22 protein-coding genes are annotated in these 23,226 nt (G+C 65.1%); 2 read left to right on the forward strand and 20 right to left on the reverse strand.

Annotated elements, in window-relative coordinates:
* Positions 1-108: 108 nt before the first annotated feature.
* The 15 genes from iaaH to ACVW1C_RS07535 form a co-directional block, all read right to left on the reverse strand.
* Positions 109-1,539 carry an indoleacetamide hydrolase gene (iaaH, locus tag ACVW1C_RS07465; protein WP_456757853.1) on the reverse strand — a complete coding sequence of 477 codons (1,431 nt, stop codon included), beginning with the start codon at positions 1,537-1,539 and terminating at the stop codon, positions 109-111.
* 36 nt (positions 1,540-1,575) lie between these two features.
* On the reverse strand, positions 1,576-2,907 hold the full coding sequence (gene paaK / locus ACVW1C_RS07470; protein WP_456757854.1) for a phenylacetate--CoA ligase PaaK: 1,332 nt from the start codon (positions 2,905-2,907) through the stop codon (positions 1,576-1,578).
* A gap of 19 nt (positions 2,908-2,926) precedes the next feature.
* Complete coding sequence (paaI, locus tag ACVW1C_RS07475; protein WP_456757855.1) at positions 2,927-3,382, reverse strand: hydroxyphenylacetyl-CoA thioesterase PaaI; 456 nt, start codon at positions 3,380-3,382, stop codon at positions 2,927-2,929.
* A gap of 95 nt (positions 3,383-3,477) precedes the next feature.
* Entirely contained in the window at positions 3,478-4,554 is a 1,077-nt protein-coding gene (paaE, locus tag ACVW1C_RS07480; protein ID WP_456757856.1) for a 1,2-phenylacetyl-CoA epoxidase subunit PaaE, read from the reverse strand.
* Positions 4,555-4,556: 2 nt separating this feature from the next.
* Positions 4,557-5,060: a 1,2-phenylacetyl-CoA epoxidase subunit PaaD gene (paaD, locus tag ACVW1C_RS07485; RefSeq protein WP_456757857.1), complete on the reverse strand. Its 504-nt coding sequence runs from the start codon at positions 5,058-5,060 to the stop codon at positions 4,557-4,559.
* Positions 5,054-5,830, reverse strand: a complete 777-nt coding sequence (gene paaC / locus ACVW1C_RS07490) for a 1,2-phenylacetyl-CoA epoxidase subunit PaaC (protein ID WP_456757858.1) — start codon at positions 5,828-5,830, stop codon at positions 5,054-5,056. The genes paaD and paaC overlap by 7 nt, the downstream gene beginning before the upstream one ends.
* 146 nt (positions 5,831-5,976) lie before the next feature.
* Positions 5,977-6,264 carry a 1,2-phenylacetyl-CoA epoxidase subunit PaaB gene (gene paaB / locus ACVW1C_RS07495; RefSeq protein WP_024579339.1) on the reverse strand — a complete coding sequence of 96 codons (288 nt, stop codon included), beginning with the start codon at positions 6,262-6,264 and terminating at the stop codon, positions 5,977-5,979.
* A gap of 13 nt (positions 6,265-6,277) precedes the next feature.
* Positions 6,278-7,270, reverse strand: coding sequence for a 1,2-phenylacetyl-CoA epoxidase subunit PaaA (gene paaA, locus ACVW1C_RS07500; protein ID WP_456757859.1), 993 nt, complete (start codon positions 7,268-7,270; stop codon positions 6,278-6,280).
* A gap of 76 nt (positions 7,271-7,346) precedes the next feature.
* A complete protein-coding gene (gene paaX / locus ACVW1C_RS07505; protein ID WP_456757860.1) occupies positions 7,347-8,216 on the reverse strand; it encodes a phenylacetic acid degradation operon negative regulatory protein PaaX in 870 nt (289 codons plus the stop codon).
* A gap of 88 nt (positions 8,217-8,304) precedes the next feature.
* Complete coding sequence (locus tag ACVW1C_RS07510) at positions 8,305-9,075, reverse strand: esterase/lipase family protein (protein WP_456757861.1); 771 nt, start codon at positions 9,073-9,075, stop codon at positions 8,305-8,307.
* Positions 9,076-9,272: 197 nt separating this feature from the next.
* Positions 9,273-10,556 (reverse strand): DUF445 domain-containing protein, encoded by a 1,284-nt coding sequence (locus ACVW1C_RS07515; RefSeq protein ID WP_456757862.1) that lies wholly within the window; start codon positions 10,554-10,556, stop codon positions 9,273-9,275.
* Between the two features lie 251 nt (positions 10,557-10,807).
* Entirely contained in the window at positions 10,808-11,284 is a 477-nt protein-coding gene (locus ACVW1C_RS07520) for a phasin (protein ID WP_456757863.1), read from the reverse strand.
* 181 nt (positions 11,285-11,465) lie between these two features.
* On the reverse strand, positions 11,466-12,062 hold the full coding sequence (locus ACVW1C_RS07525) for an N-acetyltransferase family protein (protein ID WP_456757864.1): 597 nt from the start codon (positions 12,060-12,062) through the stop codon (positions 11,466-11,468).
* Positions 12,059-13,141: a PHA/PHB synthase family protein gene (locus ACVW1C_RS07530; RefSeq protein ID WP_456757865.1), complete on the reverse strand. Its 1,083-nt coding sequence runs from the start codon at positions 13,139-13,141 to the stop codon at positions 12,059-12,061. Before ACVW1C_RS07530 ends, ACVW1C_RS07525 begins: the two co-directional genes overlap by 4 nt.
* The gene (locus ACVW1C_RS07535) at positions 13,138-13,521 is read right to left on the reverse strand and encodes a hypothetical protein (RefSeq protein WP_456757866.1); all 384 of its coding nucleotides are present in this window, start codon (positions 13,519-13,521) and stop codon (positions 13,138-13,140) included. Before ACVW1C_RS07535 ends, ACVW1C_RS07530 begins: the two co-directional genes overlap by 4 nt.
* A 415-nt stretch (positions 13,522-13,936) precedes the next feature.
* On the opposite strand from ACVW1C_RS07535, the gene ACVW1C_RS07540 reads away from it, so the two are divergent.
* A complete protein-coding gene (locus ACVW1C_RS07540; protein WP_456757867.1) occupies positions 13,937-14,863 on the forward strand; it encodes an alpha/beta fold hydrolase in 927 nt (308 codons plus the stop codon).
* A 195-nt stretch (positions 14,864-15,058) separates the two neighbouring features.
* The gene (locus ACVW1C_RS07545) at positions 15,059-15,454 is read left to right on the forward strand and encodes a nuclear transport factor 2 family protein (RefSeq protein WP_456763013.1); all 396 of its coding nucleotides are present in this window, start codon (positions 15,059-15,061) and stop codon (positions 15,452-15,454) included.
* A 72-nt stretch (positions 15,455-15,526) separates the two neighbouring features.
* Here the strand turns inward: ACVW1C_RS07545 and ACVW1C_RS07550 are convergent, their stop codons facing one another.
* The 5 genes from ACVW1C_RS07550 to ACVW1C_RS07570 form a co-directional block, all read right to left on the reverse strand.
* Positions 15,527-16,201 (reverse strand): spermidine synthase, encoded by a 675-nt coding sequence (locus ACVW1C_RS07550; RefSeq protein WP_456757868.1) that lies wholly within the window; start codon positions 16,199-16,201, stop codon positions 15,527-15,529.
* Positions 16,202-16,474: 273 nt separating this feature from the next.
* A complete protein-coding gene (locus tag ACVW1C_RS07555; RefSeq protein WP_456757869.1) occupies positions 16,475-19,708 on the reverse strand; it encodes a bifunctional cytochrome P450/NADPH--P450 reductase in 3,234 nt (1,077 codons plus the stop codon).
* A 129-nt stretch (positions 19,709-19,837) separates the two neighbouring features.
* Positions 19,838-20,833: an alpha/beta fold hydrolase gene (locus ACVW1C_RS07560; RefSeq protein ID WP_456757870.1), complete on the reverse strand. Its 996-nt coding sequence runs from the start codon at positions 20,831-20,833 to the stop codon at positions 19,838-19,840.
* An 11-nt stretch (positions 20,834-20,844) separates the two neighbouring features.
* The gene (locus ACVW1C_RS07565; protein WP_456757871.1) at positions 20,845-22,395 is read right to left on the reverse strand and encodes a WS/DGAT/MGAT family O-acyltransferase; all 1,551 of its coding nucleotides are present in this window, start codon (positions 22,393-22,395) and stop codon (positions 20,845-20,847) included.
* Between the two features lie 58 nt (positions 22,396-22,453).
* The gene (locus tag ACVW1C_RS07570; RefSeq protein WP_456763014.1) at positions 22,454-23,188 is read right to left on the reverse strand and encodes an esterase/lipase family protein; all 735 of its coding nucleotides are present in this window, start codon (positions 23,186-23,188) and stop codon (positions 22,454-22,456) included.
* Positions 23,189-23,226: the final 38 nt, after the last annotated feature.

Below are 23,226 nucleotides of genomic sequence, written 5' to 3' on the forward strand. Positions count from 1 at the left end.
GAGGCCTAGAGCCCCCGTTCCGATCGAATCGGAACGGGGCTCTGGATTCTTGTTTCGACGCGTTTTCTTCACGCGAACCGGTAGCCACTTCGCTTGAAAACGCTCTACTCAGAGCTGCGGTGGCGGGGCCGTCCCCAGAAGCGCTTCGATCGACAGGCCGAGCCCGAGCAATCTGGCATCGCTGCCGACCGGACCGTCGAGCTCGAGCCCGACCGGCAGGCCATCGGGCGTCATGCCGGCATAGAGCGACAGCCCGGGAAGGCCGGCATTGCTGCCGGGATCGGTGTTGCGGATCATGGTGCCGAAGGTCGGCACCGGCTCGCCGCCATTGACCGACATCTCGCCGGACCCGGTCTTCTCGTCGATGGCAGGCGCAGGCGCGATCGTGGTCGGAAACAGGATGGCGTCCAGTTTGTTGTCCCTCAGATACGCCGCATAGATCGCCTGCAGCGCCGGCCGCTGCACCTTGATCGCATCGTCATAGGCGGCACCGAACGCGTCCGCCGTGATGGCGCCGAAAGCGCCGACAACGTCGGGACTGGCGACGCCGGCCGCGATATCGGACAACGTGATCCCTTCAATTCCGGAGGCGGCGAGCCAGGCTGGGATATCGGCGATCGGTTCATGCAGCGCGACCACAAAGGACACCTTGCCGTTCTGCTCGAACAGGTCAGGCATATCGACATCGACCAGCACCGCGCCATCAGCCGTGAGCCGCGCGCAGGCCGCGCGGGCGACAGTCTCGACGTCGCGATCGAGACCGCTCCAGAAGCAGGCGGGCATGCCGAGACGCACGCCGCGCAGCGGAATGGCTGACGCCAGCGGCGTGCCTGATATCACGGCATCGAGCAGCGCGACGTCGGCGACCGTGCATCCCATCGGGCCGACAGTGTCGCGGGTATGGCTGATCGGAACCACCTGGTTGTCGTCGTGATAGCGCCGCTCGGCGCCGCCATTGCCGACCGAAGGCCGCAAGCCCACGGTCCCGGTCAGCGCCGCGGGCACGCGGGTCGAGCCGCCGGTGTCCGACCCGAGGCCGCAGGTGGCGATACGTGCGGCGATCGCCGCCGACGTTCCGCCGGACGACCCGCCCGGGATCCGGGTCACGTCGTATGGATTTCTGACCGGTCCCGCGAACGGCGCGAGATTGGTGCTGGTGATGCCGAAGGCGAGTTCGTGTAGATTGGTCTTGCCGATGACCACAGCACCGGCATCGAGCAGCTTCTGCAGCGACGGCGCATTGCGCGCAGGCCGCGCGTGTTGCAGCGCCGGAGTGCCGCCCGATGTCGGCAGGTCTGATGTGTTGATGTTGTCCTTGACGACGATCGGAAGCCCGGCCAGCACGCCGGTGCGCGTGCCGGCATCGACCTGGCGCGCCGCCGCCAGCGCGCCGTCGCGGTTCAGCACGATGAAGGCGTTGAGATGCTTGAGCCGCTCCGCGCGATCGAGCGCCGCCTCGACGACACTGACCGCCGTCACCCTCCCGTCGCGGATATCAGCCACGATTTTCGCAGCGGTTGCTTCGTTGGTATCGGCCATGGAAACCCCGCGCCCTTTTGGATTGCGGGCGAGAGGCTATTCTTTCGGCCGCTTGTCGTAAACACGTTTCGCCTTGCCGAGCGAACGTTCCAATGTCTCGGGCGCGACGACGCGGACGCGGGTCGAGATGCCGATCGTGTTCTTGATGAAGGCGGAGACCTTCTCGGCGTGCGCGGTGAGCCCCTCGCCGTCCCAGCTCTCGGGCCGGGCTTCGGCGAGCACCGTCATCTCGTCCATGCGGCCCTCGCGGGTCAGCTCGATAACGAAATGGCCGCCGCACCAGTCGGTCGCCAGCAGCGCCTCCTCGATCTGGGTCGGGAACACGTTGACGCCGCGCAGGATGATCATGTCGTCGGAGCGGCCGGTCACCTTCTCCATCCGCCGCATGCCGGGCCGCGCCGTGCCGGGCAACAGCCGCGTCAGGTCGCGGGTCCGATAGCGGATGATCGGGAAGGCTTCCTTGGTCAGCGAGGTGAACACCAGTTCGCCCTTCTCGCCGTCGGGCAGCACCTTGCCGGTCAGCGGATCGATCACTTCAGGATAGAAGTGATCCTCCCAGATGTGCAGGCCGTCCTTGGTCTCCACGCATTCCTGCGCGACACCGGGGCCGATCACCTCCGACAGGCCATAGATGTCGGTGGCGTCCATGTCGAAGGCCTGCTCGATCTCGACGCGCATCGCGTTGGTCCAGGGCTCGGCGCCGAAGATGCCGAACTTGAGCGACGATTGGCGCGGGTCGAGGCCCTGCCGCTTGAATTCGTCGAGGATCGCCAGCATGTAGCTCGGCGTCACCGTGATGATGTCGGGCCGGAAGTCGTTGATGAGCTGCACCTGCCGCTCGGTCATGCCGCCGGAGATCGGGACCACCGTGCAGCCGAGCCGCTCGGCGCCGTAATGCGCGCCAAGGCCGCCGGTGAACAGGCCATAGCCGTAGGCATTGTGCATCAGCATGCCCTTGCGGCCGCCGGCGGCGCGGATCGAGCGCGCCATCACATCGGCCCAGGTGTCGATGTCTCCCTTGGTATAGCCGACCACGATCGGCTTGCCGGTCGTGCCGGAGGAAGCATGGACGCGCACCAGCTGCTCGCGCGGCACCGCGAACATGTTGAAGGGATAATTGTCGCGCAGATCCGTCTTCACCGTGAAGGGAAATTTTGCGAGATCGGCAAGCTGCTTGAAATCGGACGGGTGCACGCCCGCCGCGTCGAACGACTTCCTGTAGTGCGCGACATTGTCATAGGCGTGCTTCAGCGACCAGGCGAGCCGCCTGGTCTGCAACGCCATGATCTCGTCGCGCGAGGCGCGTTCAGCCGCATCGAGCTCGGCATGATAGCCGCTATCCCTGACCTTGAGCTTTGCCGTTGCCATCGACGTTTCCTCTGGAGACTTATGCCTTGATGTCCGTGTCCGGCAGCCAGCTGCCCTGTATCACGCGCGAATGGCCGCGAAACTCGGCGATCACGCTGTCGCCGGCGGTAACGCGCACGTCGTAGATTCCCGAGCGGCCGCTGCGCGAGATCTCGCGCGCGGTCGCCACCAGACGGTCGCCGAGCTTGCCGGGCCGGATGAAGGTGATGTTGCCCTGCGCCGCCACCGCGCGATCGTTGCGGCTGTTGCAGGCAAAGGCGAAGGCTGAGTCAGCGAGCGTGAAGATGTAACCGCCATGGCAGATGCGCTGGCCGTTGACCATGTGCGGCTGCACCGTCATCGCCATCACCGCCTGCCCCGGCTTGATCTCGACGAGCTCCATGCCGAGGCCCTTGCTGGCGTCGTCTTCCTTCCACATTGCGTCCGCGCAGGCGCGAGCGACATCCTCTGATGATAGCGTGGCCTTCACGTTCACAATCGAACTCCCTGTGCACGGGCCCGTTGCGACGGGCTTCTTGCTGTCACGTCAGTGTTGGGCGCGACACCGGAGGTGTCAACGCGCGAATAGAACTAGACGTGGTCGTAGTCGACCACGACCTTGCCGGAGCACGGTTTGGCCTGGCAGGTGAGGATGAACCCCGCCTTGAGCTCCCACGGCTCCAGCGAATAGTTCAGATCCATCGGCGCCTCGCCTTCGACCAGCTTGGCGCGGCAGGTCGAGCACATGCCGCCCTTGCAGGCGAACGGCAGGTCCATGCCGGCGCGCAACGCGGCATCGAGGATCGACTCGCCGTCGGCCACCGGGACCTCGCGGCGCTTGCCGTCGATGATCAGCCCGGCGATCGCCTTTGGCGGCGCGCCGGCGGGAACGACCACCTTCGCGCGCGGCTTGCCGCCGAATTCCGACACGAAGCGCTCGACATGGATGCGCTCTGCGGCGATGCCGATTTCGCGGCAGGTCGCCTCGATGGTCTCGCTCATCGCGGCCGGGCCGCAGACGAAGACATGATCGACGATCGCGGCCGGCACCAGCGAGCGCAGCAGCACCCGCACCTTCTCGCCGTCGAGCCGACCGTGCAGGATCGGGATGTCCTGCTCTTCACCCGAGATGACGTGGAACACCGACAGCCGCTGCATGAAGCGGTCCTTCAGCTCCTCCAGCGCCTCCCGGAACAACATGCCCTCGGTGGAGCGATTGCCGTAGAACAGGAAGAAGCGGCTGTCCGGCTCGCGCGCCAGCACGCCCTTGATGATCGAAAGGATCGGCGTGATGCCGCTGCCAGCGGCGAAGCCGACATAGGTCCGCGCCTCGCCGGGGGTGTGCGCGACGCCGAAACGGCCGGTCGGCGTCATCACGTCGAGCTCGTCGCCGGCCTTCAGCTCCTCGGCGGCCCAGTTCGAGAAGGCGCCGCCATCGACCTTCTTCACCGCGATGCGCAATTCGCCATCGTCGGGGCCGGAGCAGATCGAGTAGGAACGGCGGACTTCCTCGCCGTCCATCGTGGTGCGCAGCGTCAGATACTGGCCCGGCGTGAAGCGGTAGTCGCCTTGCAGCTCGTCGGGGATCGCAAAGGTCATCGAGATGGCATCCGACGCCTCGCGGCGCAGATCGCTGATGGACAGACGGTGGAATCGCGGTGTCGACATGGTCAATGACACTTGAAGTAGTCGAAGGGTTCACGGCAGCTCTTGCAACGCCACAGCGCCTTGCAGGAGGTCGAGCCGAATTCGGACAGCAATTCGGTATCGCCTGACCCGCATTGCGGGCACGCGACCTGCTGCTCGCCGAACAGCGCGCGGCGCGAGGAGCCCGGCAGCGGCGGCGCGATGCCGTATTCTCTCAACTTGCGTCGGCCGTCCTCGCTCATCCAGTCGGTGGTCCAGGCCGGCGACAGCACGGTGCGGACCTTCGGCTGGTGGATGCCCTCGCGTTCCAGCGCAAGCTCGATCTCGAGCGCGATCATGTTCATCGCGGGACAGCCGGAATAGGTCGGCGTGATCGCGACCTCGACATGGCCGTCGTGGACCGCGACATCGCGCAGCACGCCGAGATCGGCGATGGTCAGCACCGGAATTTCGGGATCGACCACCTGCGCAGCCGCGCTCCAGGCGCGCCGGCGCAGATCGGCATCGCTGAGCGCAGCCGTCACCATGTTGCCCCCGGGAAGGTCCGCTGCATCGACTGCAGCTCGCTGAGGAGATGGCCGAGATGCTCGCTGTGGCTGCCGGTGCGGCCGCCCTGCTGCATCCAGTTGCCCGATGGCAGCGCCAGCGTCGCCTCGTCGACGATGCCGGTGACCGTCTTCAGCCAGCGCGGCTTGAGCGCCGCCGGATCGATCGCGATGCCGGCATCGATCAGGCCGCGCTCGCTGTCGTCGACCGCGAACATCTCGCCGGTATAGGCCCAGAGATCGTCGATCGCATCCTGCGCGCGGCGGTGGCTCTCCTCGGTGCCGTCGCCGAGACGGACGATCCATTCCGACGAATGCCGCAAATGATAGGCGCTCTCCTTCTCCGACTTCGCCGCGATCGCGGCGAGCGTCGGATCGGACGAGGCCATCATCGCGCGCCAGTAGGGATCGGCGAATGCCGCGTAGAAGAACTGCCGCACCATGGTGCGGGAAAAGTCGCCGTTCGGCTGTTCGACCAGCAGCAGATTGCGGTACTGCCTGACGTCGCGCAGATAGGCGAACTTGTCTTCGTCGTTGCCTTTGCCTTCGACCTTGGCCGCATAGGTGTAGAGCTCGCGGGCCTGGCCGAGCAGGTCGAGACCCATATTGGCGAGCGCCATGTCCTCTTCCAGCGCGGGCGCATGGCCGCACCATTCGGACAGCCGATGACCGAGGATCAGCGCATCGTCGGCGCGGCGCAGCGCGTAGAGCACCAGCGGCGTTTCGGAGACTGCGATATTGGCGGTTGCCATGTTCCCTATTCCACCTGCATCCACTTGCTCGACGTCATCCTGAGGAGCCTGCGCAGCAGGCGTCTCGAAGGATGGCCGCGGTTACGATCGGGGCGTCATGGTTCGAGACGGCGCGTGCCGCGCCTCTTCACCATGACGGGCGAAAGTCACATGTGCCCGACTTCGTCGGGAACGTCGTAAAACGTCGGGTGGCGGTAGATCTTGGATTCCGCCGGCTCGAACATCATGCCCTTCTCGGACGGGTCGGACGCGGTGATCGCGTTCGAGGGCACCACCCAGATCGACAGCCCCTCGCCGCGGCGGGTGTAGATGTCGCGCGCCGCCTGCAGCGCCAGCGTCGAGTCCGCCGCATGCAGCGAGCCGACATGCTTGTGCGCAAGGCCGTTGCGGCTGCGGATGAAGACTTCCCAGAGTGGAACGTTCGGCGTGGCCATCTTTAGCGCTCCCTTATTCTGCGGCTTGCGCGAGCTGGCGGCTCTTGCGCTTCTCGGCATAGGCCATCGCGGCTTCGCGCACCCAGGCGCCTTCCTCATGCGCCTTGCGGCGCGCGGCGAGGCGATCGCGGTTGCAGGGGCCGTTGCCGGCAAGCACCTGCTTGAACTCGTCCCAGTCGATCGGGCTGTGCACCCAATTGCCGTTCTCGTTCTGCTTCATGCCGGGATCGGGAATCGTGAGCCCGAGGAACTCGGCCTGCGGCACGGTGGCGTCGATGAATTTCTGGCGCAGCTCGTCATTGGAGAAGCGCTTGATCTTCCACTTGGTCGAGGTATCGCTGTGCTGGCTGACCTGGTCCGGCGGACCGAACATCATCAGCACCGGCCACCACCAGCGATCGAGCGCATTCTGCGCCATCGCCTTCTGCTCGGCGGTGCCGCGGCACAGCGTCACCATGATCTCAAAACCCTGGCGCTGGTGGAACGACTCTTCCTTGCAGACGCGGATCATCGCGCGCGCATAGGGGCCGTAGGAGCAGCGGCACAGCGGGATCTGGTTCATGATCGCGGCGCCGTCGACCAGCCAGCCGATGGTGCCGATGTCGGCCCAGGTCAGGGTCGGATAATTGAAGATCGAGGAATATTTCGCCTTGCCCGAGAGCATCGCGTCGACGAGCTCCTCGCGCGAGGTGCCGAGCGTCTCGGCGGCGGCATAGAGATAGAGGCCGTGGCCGCATTCGTCCTGCACCTTGGCGAGCAGCGCGGCCTTGCGGCGCAGCGACGGTGCGCGGGTGATCCAGTTGCCCTCGGGGAGCATGCCGACGATTTCGGAATGGGCGTGCTGGGAAATCTGCCGGGTGAGCGTCTTGCGATAGGCCGCGGGCATCCAGTCGTTCGGCTCGATGCGCTCGTCGGCATCGATGCGGGCCTGGAACTGATTGGCACGGGCGACATCCTCGACGCCGCGATCGTCACCGTCGGATGAATTGAGCGCCTGCGTGTACATGGCCGACCTCCCAGTGTGTTGTTGGACAGGAATATATAACACAAATTTCTAAATGCAATATATTTCTGTAATATGTTCAGACACCCTCGAAGCGACGTGCCACGGCTCCGTTAGGCTTCGGCAGCGGCCCATCCTCGTTGGTTGCGTGATCGTCAAGCCATTGTTCCGACGCAGGAAGCAGCCCGCGATAGATCTCGCCGCAGAGTTTCCGCGCGGCCCTGCCCGGCCAATCCTTCGGCAACAACTGATACGGCAACAGCGGATCGCGCAACACGACCCGGCGATAATGGTGGATCAGCAGGATGCGCGCGGTGAAAGCGTCGGCGTCGCTCAGCCTTTCGCCTCTGACGATCCAGCCGTGCAGCGGCTCGAACGTTTTCATGAACTTCAGATAGGCATCCGCGGTGCGATCGAGCGGCCAACTCTCGCTGAGCAACCTGCGCCCGCTGTCATCCTCCGCGGAGACTTCCAGACGGATCGCGCGCGATGCCTCATCGGGGATCGGCACGCCCGACGGCGCGACCCATACGCCGGGCAGCGGGCTGCCGAAGCCGGCATTCTTCAACGCCTCGCGCGCGGCATCGCGATCCTCGGCATTGCCGATCAACAGCAGCTCGAAGCGGCCGGTCCAGTCCGACGGCGGCGGATCGTAGATGTGCCGGGTCGCGGTGTCGAAGGTCTGCCGCCCCTTCGCATTCAAGCGATAAAAACTGTTGCGGCCGACCTTGCTGCGCTCGAGCCAGCCGTCGGCGGCAAGCCGTGACATCGCGGTGCGCACCACATTGCCGTCGATGTCGAGCGATTTGAAGAATTCGAGCAGCGTGCCGAGCCAAACTGAGCCGCCGCGCGGCACGATGGAATCGCCGAACACGGTGATGATGATCGAGCCGGTGCGCGACGGCTCGCGCTTCAGCTGATCGACGATGCGGGCAAGCGGCTGTGGCATGCCCAACGCATAGCGCGTTTTGTCGATTCACGACAATGCAGCCGCTCTGGCTTCTGCCTCTCCCCGCAAGCCGGGCGAGGCAAGCACGTCAGCGATTGGGATCCGGGTAGACGAAGCTGCGCCAGCCGCTGCGATCGAACGGCGCCCACTCGCCGTCCTTCTGCGCGAGGCGATCGGCGACGGCGTAGACCACGGCCGGATGATGGCCCATGCCGCAATGGCTGCTCTCGACCTCGATGCTGTCGGTCATCGACGAGGCCTGCTCGCGGCAACCCTGCCAGGCGCAGACGCCGTCGGTGCGGCTGAAGATCGCGGTGGTCGGCACCGGCGGCGCGCTGGTGAGCGAGCCGCCGAAACGCTGGTCCTCTTCGTCGGCACGGCGCCCGCTGGCCATCTCGTAGACGCGCCAGGCGTTGGTCGACTTCGGGCCCGCGGCAAACGGGCTGCCGAGGGTGATCACCTGGCGCACGCGCTCCGGCATCATCTTGGCGAGCTGGCGCGCATAGAGGCCGCCGAGGCTCCAGCCGACCACCGAGACCATGCGGCCGCTGGTCTCGTTCATCTCCTGCAGCAGATCGACCATCCCGTCCTGCACCCCGGAGCGAAGCCCGAGGTTGCGGCCCTGGCGCCAGCCGCTGACGGCGTAGCCCTTGCTCTTGAGGAAGTCGCGCAGCGGGCGCGTCGACATGTCGGAGGCGATCAGTCCGGGCAGCACCAGCACCGGATGCCCATCGCCGCGCGGCGCGAGGCTCAGCAGCGGCAATGCGCCAAGAAAGGCACCGAGCTCGTGAATGGCGCGGCCTTCCAGAAACATCAGCGTCCTGGACGGCGGGCGTAGCGTCTGCGCAGCAACGGACATTTCAACTCCTCTTCCGGCACGACGTCTCGGCGGCCGGCAATGGGATCAACAGGGTGGGTCAACAGGATTGACGCAAACCCGGCGGAATCGTTCCGCAACGCAACAACCAACCTTGAAAAGCTAGGGAACCGATCACTTTCGTGCAAGCGGCCCAGGTCACACTTGCCACAACTAATGTGGCGCCCGTGCCCAATCGGTCACAGCAGCCGCAGCACATATTCCAGCGTGTAAAGTGCCAGCCCGGCAAGCCCGCCGATCAGCGAGCCGTTGAAGCGGATGTATTGCAGGTCCTTGCCGACATTGACCTCGATCAGGGATATCAGCTGGTCCATGTCCCAGCTCTTCATCTGATCGGCGATGAAGGTCGAGACACCGCTCTTCTGCTCGGCAACGACCGTGCGCAGAACCGCGACCAGGCCCTGGTTGATCTCGGCGCGCAGCTCGGCGTCGCCGTCCAGCGCGTCGCCGGCCTCGACGAGCATTCTCGCCAGCTGATGCTGCAGCACCTGCGACTCGCCCGAGGCGCTCCGCTCGATGAAATCCTTGACGTTGGCCCAGATCGTGCGCCCGAGATTGGCGAGCTCCGGCCGCGCCATCAGATCGCGCTTGAGACCGTCGATGCGTTCGGCGAACGCCTTGTCGCTGCCGAGCCGGTCGACGAAGGACAGCAGCATCCGGTCGAACTCGCCGCGAAACGGATGCTGCGGGTCGTTGCGCACCTCCTCGAAGAATTTCGTGGCCGAGGCGATGATCCGGTTCACCACGAACTTGTCGGCGCGATAGAGCCTCAACAGCGTCGGCATCTCCGCGCGGACCTTGTCGCGGATCACGGCCATGGTCTCCTGCTGCGTCAGCGTCTGGTGCAGCACGCGCAGGATGTCGTCGAGCAGGCCGCCATGCTTGCCCTCCTGCACGAAGCCGCGCAGCGCGCCGGCCGCAAGCGGTGCAAGATCGATCGAGAGCACCTGCGTCGTGACGCGGCGGCTGATGAACTGCATCAGGCCCGAGCTCTCGGTCGCCGCAAACGCTTCGGGCAGCATCCGCAGCACGAAGCGGGCGAGATCCTCGGAACGTTTGCGGTCGCGCAGCCAGTCGGCGATGAAGCTGCCGAAATCGATCTCGCGCAGCTTGGCCTCGACCGGCCCGGCTTCCAGGAAATTGTTCTCGATGAATTCGCCGAGCTTCTCGGCGATGCGCTCCTGATTGCTCTGGATGATCGCGGTGTGCGGGATCGGCAGCCCCAGCGGCCGCTTGAACAGGGCGACGACGGCATACCAGTCGGCCAGCCCGCCGATGGTCGCGGCCTCGGCAAATGCCGCGATGAAGCCGAAGGCAGGATGCACCGGCAGCAGCGCCTTCGCTGCGATGAAGATGATGAGGGTGGCCGCCAGCACGGCGGTCGCCAGCCACTTCACGCGCCGCAGCTCGGCCGCGCGTTCGGCATCGAGGGGCGTTGCGATGAGGGCGGCGGGAAGGGTCATGGGGATAGAGCAAGCTCTCGCACTGGCCGCACACTAGCCGTCATTGCGAGCGAAGCGAAGCAATCCATTTCACCGCTTGCGGAGGGGTGAATTGCTTCGTCGCTTCAGCGCAAAATTGCTGCGCAATTTTGTCGCGAGCTCCTCGCAATGACGGCAGGCGCGACGTCAACGATGTATGAGAAGCACCGGCAAAAAAGAAGGCCCGCAAAACGGCGGGCCTTCGAACAGGGCAGTGGTCAGTGCAAGCGCGATCAGGCGGTCTTGCTGTAGACCTTGGCGAAGTTGTCCTGCGCGGTCTTCGCACCGTCGGTGACGAGCTTGCCGAGATACTCGGTGGTGGCCTTCGCCCGCGAGACGAACAGTTCGCCACGCGCACGGACCAGGTCCGACTGGATCTGGGCGGCTTCGCTCAGCGACTTGGCGGAAGCGAGCTTGTCGATGCCGGCGAAGAACGCCTCGGCGTCCTGGTAGAGCGCCTGCTGGATGTTGCGGCTGATCTTGGCGGCCTCGGTCACCGAACCGGCAACGGCGGTCTCGATCACGTTGGTCACCTTCTCGGAGCCGGCATACGCATCGGCGGCGCGGGTCTTGGCGGCCTCGGCCTGCTTCTTCACGAACTCACGGGCGGCTTCCGGAACTTCCATGTTCTGGAGCTTGGTGAACGCCTCGGTGACGGGCGCGAAGGCTTCCTTGACGCTGTTCAGCACGGAATTGGTTTCGGTGGTCATTGGGGTCTCTCCATCCTCAGGTTTGAGCTATGGGCTCACCCCGTCCGGTTTGGCCCGGGGCAAGGCTGTTGTGTCACAATTCATGGTGCGACGCAACATTAATGTTGCAGCGCGATATCACGAACCTGTGAACAGCATGAAGATCCGGCAGACTGCCTAAGGAACCAGCGATTTACGGTTTCTAATTACCGTTAACTGCCTCGGACACCCCATATGCCTCCATCTGCGCCCGGACCTGCGCCACATTGTGCCCGAGCACGACGATGTCGTGGGTCTTGCCCTCGACGTCGCGGACATGGTCGCGCAGCAGGGCCTCCGCCTTGAAGCCCAAGCTTTCAAACAGCGCGATTGCCGCCCGCTGGTCGACTGTCATCTGCACCGAGAACTTCTCCAGCCCGGCGCCGAGCGCGATGGCGAAGGTCTCCTGCGACAGCGCCCGGCCGACGCCCTGCCCGCGCACGTCGAGCGACACGACCATCCGGATCTCGCCGACATGCGGCGACCAGGAATGTGGGTCGCGCACCAGGGTGCCGCAGCCGACCACCTTGCCGTCCTTGATCGCGAGCAGGCTCGTGATGTCGCCGCGCTCGATCTCGTTGATCCAGGCCGACAGCACCTTCGGCTGGCTGATGTTGCGCGGCAGGAACAGCAGATCATGCGTCGGCAGTTGCTGCGCGAAGGCCAGCACTGCGGCCTCGTCGGCCCGCTTCATCAGGCGGAACTCGATGTCGCCGGCCTCGGTCTTGACGTGGCGCGGATAGGAACGTTGTTCGGTCATGTCGATCTCTTGCTCAACCAGGAGTCCAGTTTCGGCCACAGCCGCTTGATTGCATTGGCGCCGGCGACCAGCGAGACGTGACCGCCTTTCAGCATCACCTCCTCCTTGTCCTCGGAGCCGATCTTGGTGATCAGGTGCTTTGCCGCGTCATACGGCACGATGTGGTCGTGCTCGGCGACCGCGTGCAGGATCGGCACCTTGATGTCGGCGAGCTTTGCCGCGCGGCCGCCGACCGTCATGGTGTCGTTGAAGAGCTTGTTGTCCCACATCAGGTCCTTGGTGATGGCGCGGAAATATTCGCCCGCCAGCGGCAGCGTGTCGGTCGCCCAGCGATCGAACATCCGGTACGACTTGACGAACTCATCGTTCCAGATGTTGTCCCAGAGCTGGATCTGGCCGACGACGCGCGCGGCCGGCCGCAGCATGTCGAATGATTGCAGGATCAGTTCGGGCGGCATGTTGCCGGTGCTGTCGATCAGGCGGTCGACGTCGAAGTAGCGGCGGTCGGCGAAATTCGAGAACAGCTTCATCTCGCGAAAATCGATCGGCGTCGTGAAGCAGATCAAATTCTTCATCGGCCCGTTATTGAAGATCGAGCCATAGAGCAGCGACAATACGCCGCCGAAGCAATAGCCGATCACGGAGACGTCCTTCTCACCGGAGTCCTGTTGCACGCGGCGGATCGATTCCGGAATGAAGTCGAGGACGTAGTCCTCCATGCGCAGCGATTTCTCCTCGGGCTTCGGCGCGGTCCAGTCCAGCATGTAGACGTCGAAGCCGCGCTTGAGCAGGAACTCGATGAAGCTCTGCCCGGGCACCAGGTCGAGGATGTAGCCGCGGTTGGTGGTCGCCATCACGATCAGGACTGGCACACGATAGACCTCACTGGCCTGCGGCCGGTAGTGATAGAGGTTCATGGTGCCGCGCGAATACAGCACGTCCTTCGGCGTCGAGCCGAGCTCGGGGCCGGAGCTCGAAAAATACTCGACGCCCTTGATGCTGCGCTGGATCGCACGCTGCACCTCGGACTGGACTCGCTCGGAGATCGAGGCGAAATCAAACCCGGTGGGAGCATTCATTTGCTGTCTCCCTCCGATGGCGGGCGCCTGGTGCGCGGCGGCCGCGGCGTTGCGCCGTGACCGTCGTCCGGCGCCAGCGAATTGTGGTGCACCTGCTGCAGCAGCGTCTTGATCTCGTTGAGCTGGGTCTCCATCGACTGCAGGCGCTCGGCCATGCCGACGAGTTGGGCCCGGCTCGGCAGGTTCATCGCCAGCAGATATTTCTCCATCAGCTCGCCAAGCTGCTTCTGCGCGCCCGCCGCGGCGCTGCCGGCCTGATTCATCACCTTGGAGAATTCAGGCGAGGTCATCAACTGGTTGCCGAAGGAGTTGAACCCCTTCTCCATCTCGCCAATCATCGTCTGCCAGATCACGGCAGGGTCGTTGCCCTTGTCGGCCATGCGGCCCTCCTCCACGTCAATTCCGAGCGCTTGTCGCGCTTCCGTTTGTTTGTGCCATACGACACTGTTGCCGCTGATCGGTCAACAGTGCGGCACGCCCGGCGACGTTGACGCTCTTCTGCGCTGCGTCAATCTATGGCAGCATGGAGGCTCCTGACCGAGCCACTAGAGTGAGATGGGTTTTGGTTGAATCGGCATGCCGCGCTTTCGGTTCACCTCTCCCCGTCGGGGAGAGGTCGGATTGCGCCTGGCGATGCGGAGCATCGCCCAGTGCAATCCGGGCGAGGGCTCTTGCTCCCTCGAAAGACCGTAACCCCTCACCCGATTTGCTGCGCAAATCGACCTCTCCCAACGGGAGAGGTGAACCTTCGACGCCGTTCCAGCTCAAATTAGACCGATCATGCTTTAGCAGGGGATGCCCGTGACCACGCTCGCCCATCAGCCGCCGCAGCTCGCCCGCGCCAACGGCATAGACATCTGCTACGAGATTTTTGGCGATGCGAATGCGAAGCCGCTGCTTCTGATCATGGGCCTCGGCGCCCAGATGATCCATTGGGACGACGAATTCTGCCGCCGGCTTGCTGCGCGCGGTTTTCGCGTGATCCGGTTCGACAACAGGGATATCGGCAAATCCTCCCGGATGAGCGGCGGCAACCGGCTGACCGCGCTCGAGCTGCTGAAGCTGCGCTTCCTGAAGATTCCGGTCACAGCGCCCTACCGGCTGGCCGACATGGCGCGGGACACGATCGGATTGATGGATGCGCTCGGCATCCGCACCGCGCACCTTGTCGGCGCCTCGATGGGCGGCATGATCGCGCAGGAGGTTGCGATCACCTTTCCCGAGCGCGTGCGCTCGCTGACCTCGATCATGTCGACCACGGGCAATCCAAAGGTGCCGGGACCGACCCGCGAGGCGACCGCGGTGCTGATGGCACCGCCGCCGAAGAGCAAGGAGGAGTACTTCGTGCGTTTCGGCCAGACCTGGAAGGTGCTGCGCAACGGCTCGTTCCCCGAAGATGAGGCGCTCGATCCCGAGCGTGCGCGGCGCACCTTTGAGCGCGGCCTCAATCCGGAGGGCGTCGGCCGCCAGCTCCGCGCCATCCTCGCCTCGGGCAGCCGCAAGGAGCGGCTGCGCAGCGTCAAGGCACCGACGCTGGTGATCCACGGCACCGTCGATCCGCTGGTGCATCCCGAAGGCGGCAAGGACACCGCCGTCTCGATCCCTGGCGCAAAGCTCCTGATGATCGAGGGCATGGGCCATGCGCTGCCGATCCCGATGTGGCCGCAGATCATCGACGCCATCGACAAGCACGCGCATGGGGCGGCGGTGAAGGCGGCGTGAGCGTGAGGGAGGTATCTCCCGGTAACCATGTGAGCCGGGAGTGCGTTCTTCCGGGCCCGGCATGAAGGCTGTAGAGAGCGCGATCCACTGCGCGGGCCGCGCACCATCAGCCTCGGGAGTCCCCAGATGAAGACCATCCTCCGGCCGCCGACAGCCGTCGCCGCTCTCTTGCTCGCGCTTGCGTCTTCCACCGCGATGGCCGCCACCAGCGGCGCGCAACAGGAAGCCAACCGCAGGGCGGTGCTGGCCTTCTACGAGAAGGGGCTGAACCAGAAGGACGCCGACGCGGCGCTCGCCTATGTCGGCAACCGCTATGTGCAGCACAATCCCGGCGCGGCCGACGGTCCCGACGGCTTCCGCAAGTTCATCGGCTTCCTGCGCGAGAAGTTTCCAAACTCGCACAGCGAGATCAAGCGTTCGTTCGTCGACGGCGACTACGTGATCCTGCACGTCCACGCCGTGCGCGAGCCCGGCACCCGCGGCAACGCGATCGTCGACATCTTCAAGCTCGAGGACGGCAAGATCGTCGAGCATTGGGACGTGGTGCAGCCCGTCCCGGAGAATCCGGCGAATAACAACACGATGTTCTGAAAGTACCCATATACCCTGGCCTTGCGCCGGACATGGCGCACAGTCAGGTTCGCGAGCCCGCCGAGATGCCTGCTACTCCTTGACCGCGATCCAGATCACGTGGCGCACGCCGCGGCCACGGCCCGTGGCACGAACGGCGACTTCATTGACCGCGAATCCGGCGCGAGACAGCGATTTCGGGAACTTCACGTTCGGACCGGACGACCAGACGGCGAGCACGCCGCCGCGCCGCAGCGCCGTGTGGGCGATCTTAAGTCCGGCGACATCATACAGCGCGTCGTTGGCCTTGCGGGTCAGGCCTTCCGGGCCGTTATCGACATCGAGGAGAATGGCATCGTAGGTGCGCGGATTGCGCTCGATCACATCGGCGACATCCACCTCCTGAATGCTGACGCGCGGATCGTTCAGGCTGTCGCCGAAGATCTCGGCCATCGGGCCTCTCGCCCAGGCGACCACGGCCGGCACCAGCTCGGCCACCACGATGTCCGCCTCGGGTCCAAGCACGGTCAGCGCCGCCCGCAGCGTGAAGCCCATGCCGAGGCCGCCGATCAGAAAACGCGGCCGTTCGACCTTATCGATCTTCTTCGCCGCGAGCGTCGCCAGCGCTGCTTCCGACCCCGACAGGCGGCTGTTCATCAGCTCGTTGGTGCCGAGCATGATCGAAAACTCGCGGCCTCGCCGCATCAGACGCAGTTCACCTTCGGTGCCGGGAATGCGCGCGGTGTCGATCTTCTCCCAGGGAATCATGCGGCGGCTTGTAGCATGGGCGTCAGGGCGGGCGAAGCTAGCGCCCAGAGCATGCGAAATAGTGACTCACGAATGGCGCAACAAACTCAGTGTCGTCCCTGCGAAAGCAGGGACCCCTAACCACCGAAGGTGATTGTTGCGCATCGCTGGGGCCATAGCCCTCTTCAACGACTCAACCCAGTGGTTATGGGTCCCGGCTTTCGCCGGGACGACGATGGGGAAAGGAACCTGCCCTCAACCGCATCACCGTCGTCCCCGGCCCTGGCGCCGAGGCTAGCCGCCGGCCCAGACGTCGAGCACGTAGCGGTTCCCGGTTCCCATGTCCTCGATCCAGCGCGCGGCGGCGCCAGTGTCGGCGCCGGTGCGCTCGCGATAGATCGACATCAACGTCGCCTTGACGTCGGGCTCCATCTTGCCGCCATCGCCGCAGACATAGACGATCGCGCCCTTCTCGATCAGCTCCCAGACCCGATCCTTCTGCGCGGCGACGAGGTGCTGCACATAGGTCTTGGGCCCGTCGGCGCGCGAAAAGGCGGTGTAGAGTTCACTGACGCCGTCGGCTGCGAACGCCTTCAGCTCATCGGCATAGATGAAATCCTGCTCCGGATGCCGGCACCCGAAGAACAGCATCGCGGGGCCCAGCGCAGCGCCCTGTGCCTTGCGCGCGGCGCGCTCCTGCAGGAAGCCGCGGAACGGCGCGAGCCCGGTGCCCGGCCCGATCATGATGATCGGCACGGCGTTGTCGTCAGGCAGGCGGAAGCCGGCCTTGGTCTCCTTGATCGTGGCATGGATGGTGTCGCCGGCGCGGCGGCGCGCCAGATAGTTCGAGCAGACGCCCTTGTAGATGCCGCGGCCAGAGCTCGCGGGCGCCTCGACGACGCCGACGGTGACGCTGCAGCGCTGCGCCTCGCTGGCCGGAGACGACGAGATCGAGTAATAGCGCGGTGCCAGCAGCGACAGCATTTCCAGGTAGAGGTGGAACGGCAGCTCGCAGGCCGGACATTCCTCGAGCAGATCGAACACCGATTTGCGCCTGGCCAGCACCTCGGCGCGATAGCGCCCGGCCGAAGCCTCATCGTCGCCGACATAGGCCATCAGCTTCGGCTTGGTTACCGGGCACCGGGTGTGCTCGGCCATGATCTGGATCTGCTTGCGGGTCGCGACCTGCTGCAGCTCGACGAACTCGGTGAGCAGCCGCCCGACCGACACGGCGTTGCCGACCGGCAGCTGCGCGCGGCGGCCTTCCGAGACCTGCAGGCGGATCTGGTCGGCCGGCAGGAAGCCGAACCGGCGCGCCACGGAATCGACCAGGGTCGGGTCGTTGCGCGGCACCACGCTGAGATGATCGCCGACGCGATATCTGAGACTGGCAGGCAGCTCGACCTCGATATGCCGGGTCGAGCGCTCCGACGGATGGGCGCCTTGCTTGTTCTGCAGCTCGTTGTTGGCGAGCACCTTCATCGGCACCGCGCCGCCCTGCGTCACGATGGTGTTGACCGCGCCCTGCGCCACCGGCTCGATCGCGTAGAGCGGTTCGTCCTCGGCGGTGCGGGTGAAATTCCAGTCGATGCCGAATTCCTTGGTCGCAACCTTCGCCGCCTCCGGGAACCATTTCTGGAACTGGCCGTCGAGATCGCTGCGCGCATCGCCCTCGCCGCGCGGATAGACCGCGCGCGCGCCGTGCTTGGTCAGCTGCTCGTCGATGAAGCGCGGCACCGACTGGTAGGTCGCGGCCCAATCGCTGTTGCCGCAGCCGAACACCGCGTAGCGCACCTTGGCGAAGGCATCCTTCGGCAGATCGCTTTCGAGCCATTTGACGAATTGCGTCGCATTGTCGGGCGCCGCGCCATTGTAGGAGGCGCAGATGATCAGGACGCCGCCCTCCTCCGGCAGCTTGCCGACATAATCGTCCAGCGGACCAAGCCGCGTGGCGAAGCCGTTGATCTCCGACAGATCCGCCATGCGGGTCGCCAGCTCCTCGGCCGAGCCGAGGTTGGAGCCGTAGAGCACCAGCATCGGCGTGTTGTGGCCGGGGCGCGTGGTCGGCGCGCGCGCTGCCTTCGGCGCGGCGGCAACGGCGCCCGTGCTGCCGGCGAACGCGCCGCGATCCCTGTCGTCGCGCGGCCGCACCTTGATCCTGAAGCCGTCGGGCTTGATGGTCAGTGTCTCCTTCAGATGCATCTGGTAGCGATGCACGTCGAGCAGCCTGAAGCGTTGCAGGATCATCCCGATCGCGAGCGCCGCCTCATGCATCGCAAAGCCGCGGCCGATGCAGGCGCGCTGGCCGTTGCCGAACGGCTTCCAGGCATTGATCGGGCGTTTTGCTTCCGCCTCACGGCTGAAATTCTCGGGATCGAACACGTCAGGGTTCGGGCCCCAGACCGAGGGATCGCGATGCAACGCCATCACGAGGATGGTGATGAAGGTGTTCTTCTTGAGCTTGTACTTGCCGCCGATCGTCTCGTCGTTGAGCGGCGCAATGCCATAGGCCGGCGCCGGCGGCCACAGCCGCAGCGCCTCCTTCAGGCATTGGGTGATGTAGGTGAGCTGCGTCACCTGCTGATAGGTCGGTCTCGCGTTGATGTCGGGACCAAGGACGCGATCGACCTCCTCATAGGCCTTCTTCAGCACCTCGGGATGCTTCAACAGCGCATAGATCGTGCAGGACAGCAGGCCAGAGGTGGTCTCGTGGCCGGCGATCAGGAAGGTGTTGATCTGGTAGCGGATGTTGACGTCGTCGAGCTGCTCGCCGGTGGCGCGATCGACGCCGGTCATCATCGCGGCCAGCATGTCCTTCTTGTCGCTGGTCACGTCGGTATTGCCGCGACGTTCGGCGATGATCTCGTCGACCATCTTGTTCATGAAGGCGACGTCGTCGGCGAGCGTCTTGCGCCGCTTTTGCATCCAAAGACCCTCGAGCGGCAGGCCGCGGGTCATCATGATGGTCTCGAGCGAGCGCACCAGCGATTCCACGAACGGGTGGTAATCGCGGCGGTAGAACGAATTGAAGCGGTAGTCGAAGCCGCAGAGCCCGATGGTGTCGAGGGTCAACGCCGTCATGTCGTGGACGACCTCGATCTCCTCGTCGGCGTTGAGGCGCTCCCATTTCTTGACCAGCTGCTCGGCGATATCGACCATGCTCGGGTGATACGACTGCATGGCGCGGTTGCCGAACGGCTGCATCAGGATGTTGTGCGCCTTGCTCCAGTTCGGCTCCTTGGTGTCGGCGGTGAACAGCCCGTCGCCGCCGACCGCACGCACCCGGCGCAGCGAGCCGCGCACCGCCTTGTCGAAGCGCTTTTCGTCGGAGAGCTCGTCGACCAGATCGTGACCGGAGACGATCACCATCGGCGCACCCATCATGTCGAGCCAGAAGATCGGCCCGAGCTCCTTGGAGAGCTTGACCAGATGCTGCACCGGCGCGGTCGAATCCAGCGACAGCATGTTGCCGACCACCGGCTTCGTCGGCGGATGCGGAATCGGACTCAGTCTGTTGCCGGACGCCATATTGAGATTGCCCCCTGTCCTCTATTCGTCATTGCGAGGAGCGAAGCGACGAAGCAATCCATCTGTCCTGGTATGCGGACCAATGGATTGCTTCGCTTCGCTCGCAATGACGGCGTTAGTGTCTTGTCCTCACCCAAACCTTCGCTTGCGCCACTCAATCAGCTTGGCGCTGACCTCGTCCGGCTTTTCCTGCTGCGTCCAATGGCCGCTGTCTCGGACCAGATACTTTTCGAGGTCCGGTACCAGCTTCTCCATGCCGTCGGCGGCCGAGGGCGGCAGCACCGCGTCGTTCTCAGCCATGATCATCAGCGACGGCACCCGCACGTGATGGTCGAGCCCGGCCGAGCGTTCCCAGTTGCGGGTGAAGTTGCGATACCAGTTGATGCCGCCGGTGAACCCGGTCTTGCTGAAGGTGTCGACGAACACCTTCTTCTCCTCGGCCGACAGGATCGGCGTCCGCGGATCGTGCTTGGCGTCGTAGTTCGCGATCATCTGCGGGAACGCCAGGTTCAGCCGCGCCGAGGCGCCGACGCCGGCGATCGGCTGTTCCTCCGGTGTGCCCGGCGGGCGCGCCGCCGGCTTGCGCATGAAGGCATCGAAGGTCTGCTCCACGCGGCTGCCGAAGATGCGGTCGGGCTCGCGCGCCGGATCCTGGAACTGGACGATGTACATCTGGTCGCCGAAGCGCTGGCGGAACAGCGCGATCGGGTCCATCGGCGCGCGGTTCAAATGCGGCGTGTTGACGCCGACGACGCCGGCGACCCGCGACGGATGCCTGAGCGGCATCTGCCAGACGACAAAGCCGCCCCAGTCGTGACCGACGAAGATCGCCTTGTCGATCTTGAGATGGTCGAGCAGGCCGACCAGGTCGCCGGTCAGGTGCTCCATGTCGTAGGCCTCAACCGGCTCCGGCCGGTCGGTCGCGCCATAGCCGCGCTGATCCGGGGCGATCACCCGGATGCCGGCCTCGCCCAGCGCCTTGATCTGATGGCGCCAGGAGAACGCCAGTTCAGGCCAGCCGTGGCACAGCACCACGGGCGGCGCGTCGGTCCTGGGGCCTGCTTCGTAGAACCCCATGCGGATGCCGTTGGTCTCGGCGAACTGCAGCGGTGGCATTTCGATCATTGACAGGGTTCCTATTCGGCCGCGCCCTTGATGTCGGCAGGCGGCGGCGCGAACGCCGCCTCGAGTGCATCGAATTCGAGCGGCAGCATGTCACACATCACCTGCACATGCGGAATGATGTTGGCGCCGACGATGAAGCCGAAATCGAGCTGATCGCGGTAGCTCTGCACGGTGATGTTGAGCGCCACGCCGTGGGTCGAGATCGAGACCGGGAAGATGTGAAGCAGCTCCGCGCCGGCCGCGTACAGCGTCTGCCGCGGACCCGGCACGTTCGACACCGTGATGTTGGTGGCTGGCGGCAGCACATTGGACAGGTCGGATCGGCTGTAGAGCAGCGCCATGATCTGTACCAGGATCGGCGCGCCCAGCAGCGAGATATTGGAAACCTGCGGCACCAGGGCGCGCAGCGGATGCGACATCTCCTTGGACTTGGTGGACTGCGCGATGATGGTCTCCAGCCGCTTCTTCGGATCCTCGACGTCGGTCGCGATCGAGCAGATCATGCCGAAAACCTGGTTGTTGGATTCGGCGTTGCCTTCCTCGCGCAGCGAGATCGGCACGCCTGCCGTCAGCGACTTGTTTGGCAGCGCGCCCTGGCTGATCAGATAGCGCCGCACCACGCCCGAGGCGAGCGCCAGCACGACGTCGTTGAGCTTGCCGCCCGATGCCTTCGCCAGCGCCTTGGCGCGCGACAGCGAGATCGAGGTGCCGGCAAAGCTGCGCTCCGACGAGATCGCCTTGTTGAGGATGGTCGGGGGCGAGGACATCGCTTGCAGACTCTCGCGCGACCTGGGATCGGCGATCTTGGCGACGACGTCGGACAGGCTCTTGAGCACGGTCGGCATGGAGCCCGCGAACTTCACCGCGCTCTCGATCTGGAACATGGCGTTGTCGAACAGGATCGAGCCGAGGTCGCTCTTGCCGGAGCGCGGCAGCTCCAGGCTCTTTTGTGCGGCGGCGGCCGCCTCGAACGGCTGGGTCCAGAGCTGCTGATAGGCGTCGATCAAATTGGCCGCGATGTCGCGCGGCTCCTGCGCGACCTTTTTGGCGCTCGGCGGATCGATCTGCCGCGGCACCGGCGTGAGGTCGTAGATCATGCTGGTCAGCGCCGCGCCGGCGCCGCCGTCGATGCAGGCGTGGTGCATCTTGGAATAGAGCCCGATCTCGTTGTCCTTCATGCCCTCGAAGACGTAGAACTCCCAGAGCGGGCGGGCGCGGTTCAACAGCTTGGCGTGCATCCAGCCGACGATGCGCTCCAGCGTCGCGCGGTCGCGCGGCGCGGGCAGGCTGGCGCGAAAGATGTGGCGATCGATGTCGAACTGGTCGTCCTCGACCCAGGACGGGTGATCGATGTCGAGCGGCGCCTTCTGCAGGCGCGCCTTGAGGATCGGCGCGATGTGCAGCCGCGAGGCGATCATCGCCTTGAACTCCTCGAAGAAGTCGCCCTTGTAGCCGTCGGGCAGCCGGAAGATCGCCATGCTGCCGACATGCATCGGCATTTCCGGCGTTTCCAGATACAGAAACGATGCGTCCAGCGAGGACAGCTTTTTGGCGTCGCTCATGGTCTCCTCCCGAGAGCCAACTCACGCGGGCGCCTTGACGGCGCTTCTCGTCGTCTGATCAGGATAGTGCCTGTTCTGCCGGCCCATAGGCAATGGCAAAGGGGCCCGAGCGGTCAAAATGCCGGAACTCCCCTTCCGGCTGTGCCAGCCGGTCCGCGATCGCCCACAGCGCCGCGGGGTTGACGCCGAGGCCGAGATGGCTGGCCAAATGCACCTCGATGTTCTCGGCGGTCGCCGACGGCCGTACCCGTGAGGTCCGCCAATTCACGATGCCGTCGGTGCGGGAATAGATCGAGGTTGCCGGCACCGGCATGTCGCCGGCGATCGCCGCGCGAATCTCGGGAATGTCGTCCACCCCCTCGCCGGACAGCAGCTCGTACAGCCGGGTCGCGTTGGTGGCGCGGATATCGTCGGCGAACGGGCTGCCCAGCGTGACGATGGAGCGCACCAGCTCGGGCATCTGCGACGCCAGGTCGCGCGCATAGACGCCGCCGAGGCTCCAGCCGATGATCGAGACCTTGCGCCCCGACGCCTCATGGACCCGCTTCAGCAGGTCGCGCAGCGCAGTCCGCCTGCTGGAGATCCCGCCGAAATTGCGGCCCATGTTCCAAGCGTAGGCGTCATAGCCGAGCTCCTTCAGATAGCGCCGCATCGGCGCCATCGAAAGGTCGCTGGCGAGGAAGCCCGGCAGCGCCAGCACCGGATGACCGTCGCCCTTCGGCGCCTGCATCAGCAAGGGCGACAGCAGCAGGCTCGAATTCAGCTCGAGCACGCCGCGCGCTTCCGCCAGCATCAGGAACAGGCTGGGCGGACGCAACCGGCGTTCGGCCG

It is taken from the genome of Bradyrhizobium sp. USDA 4011, from assembly GCF_054063415.1.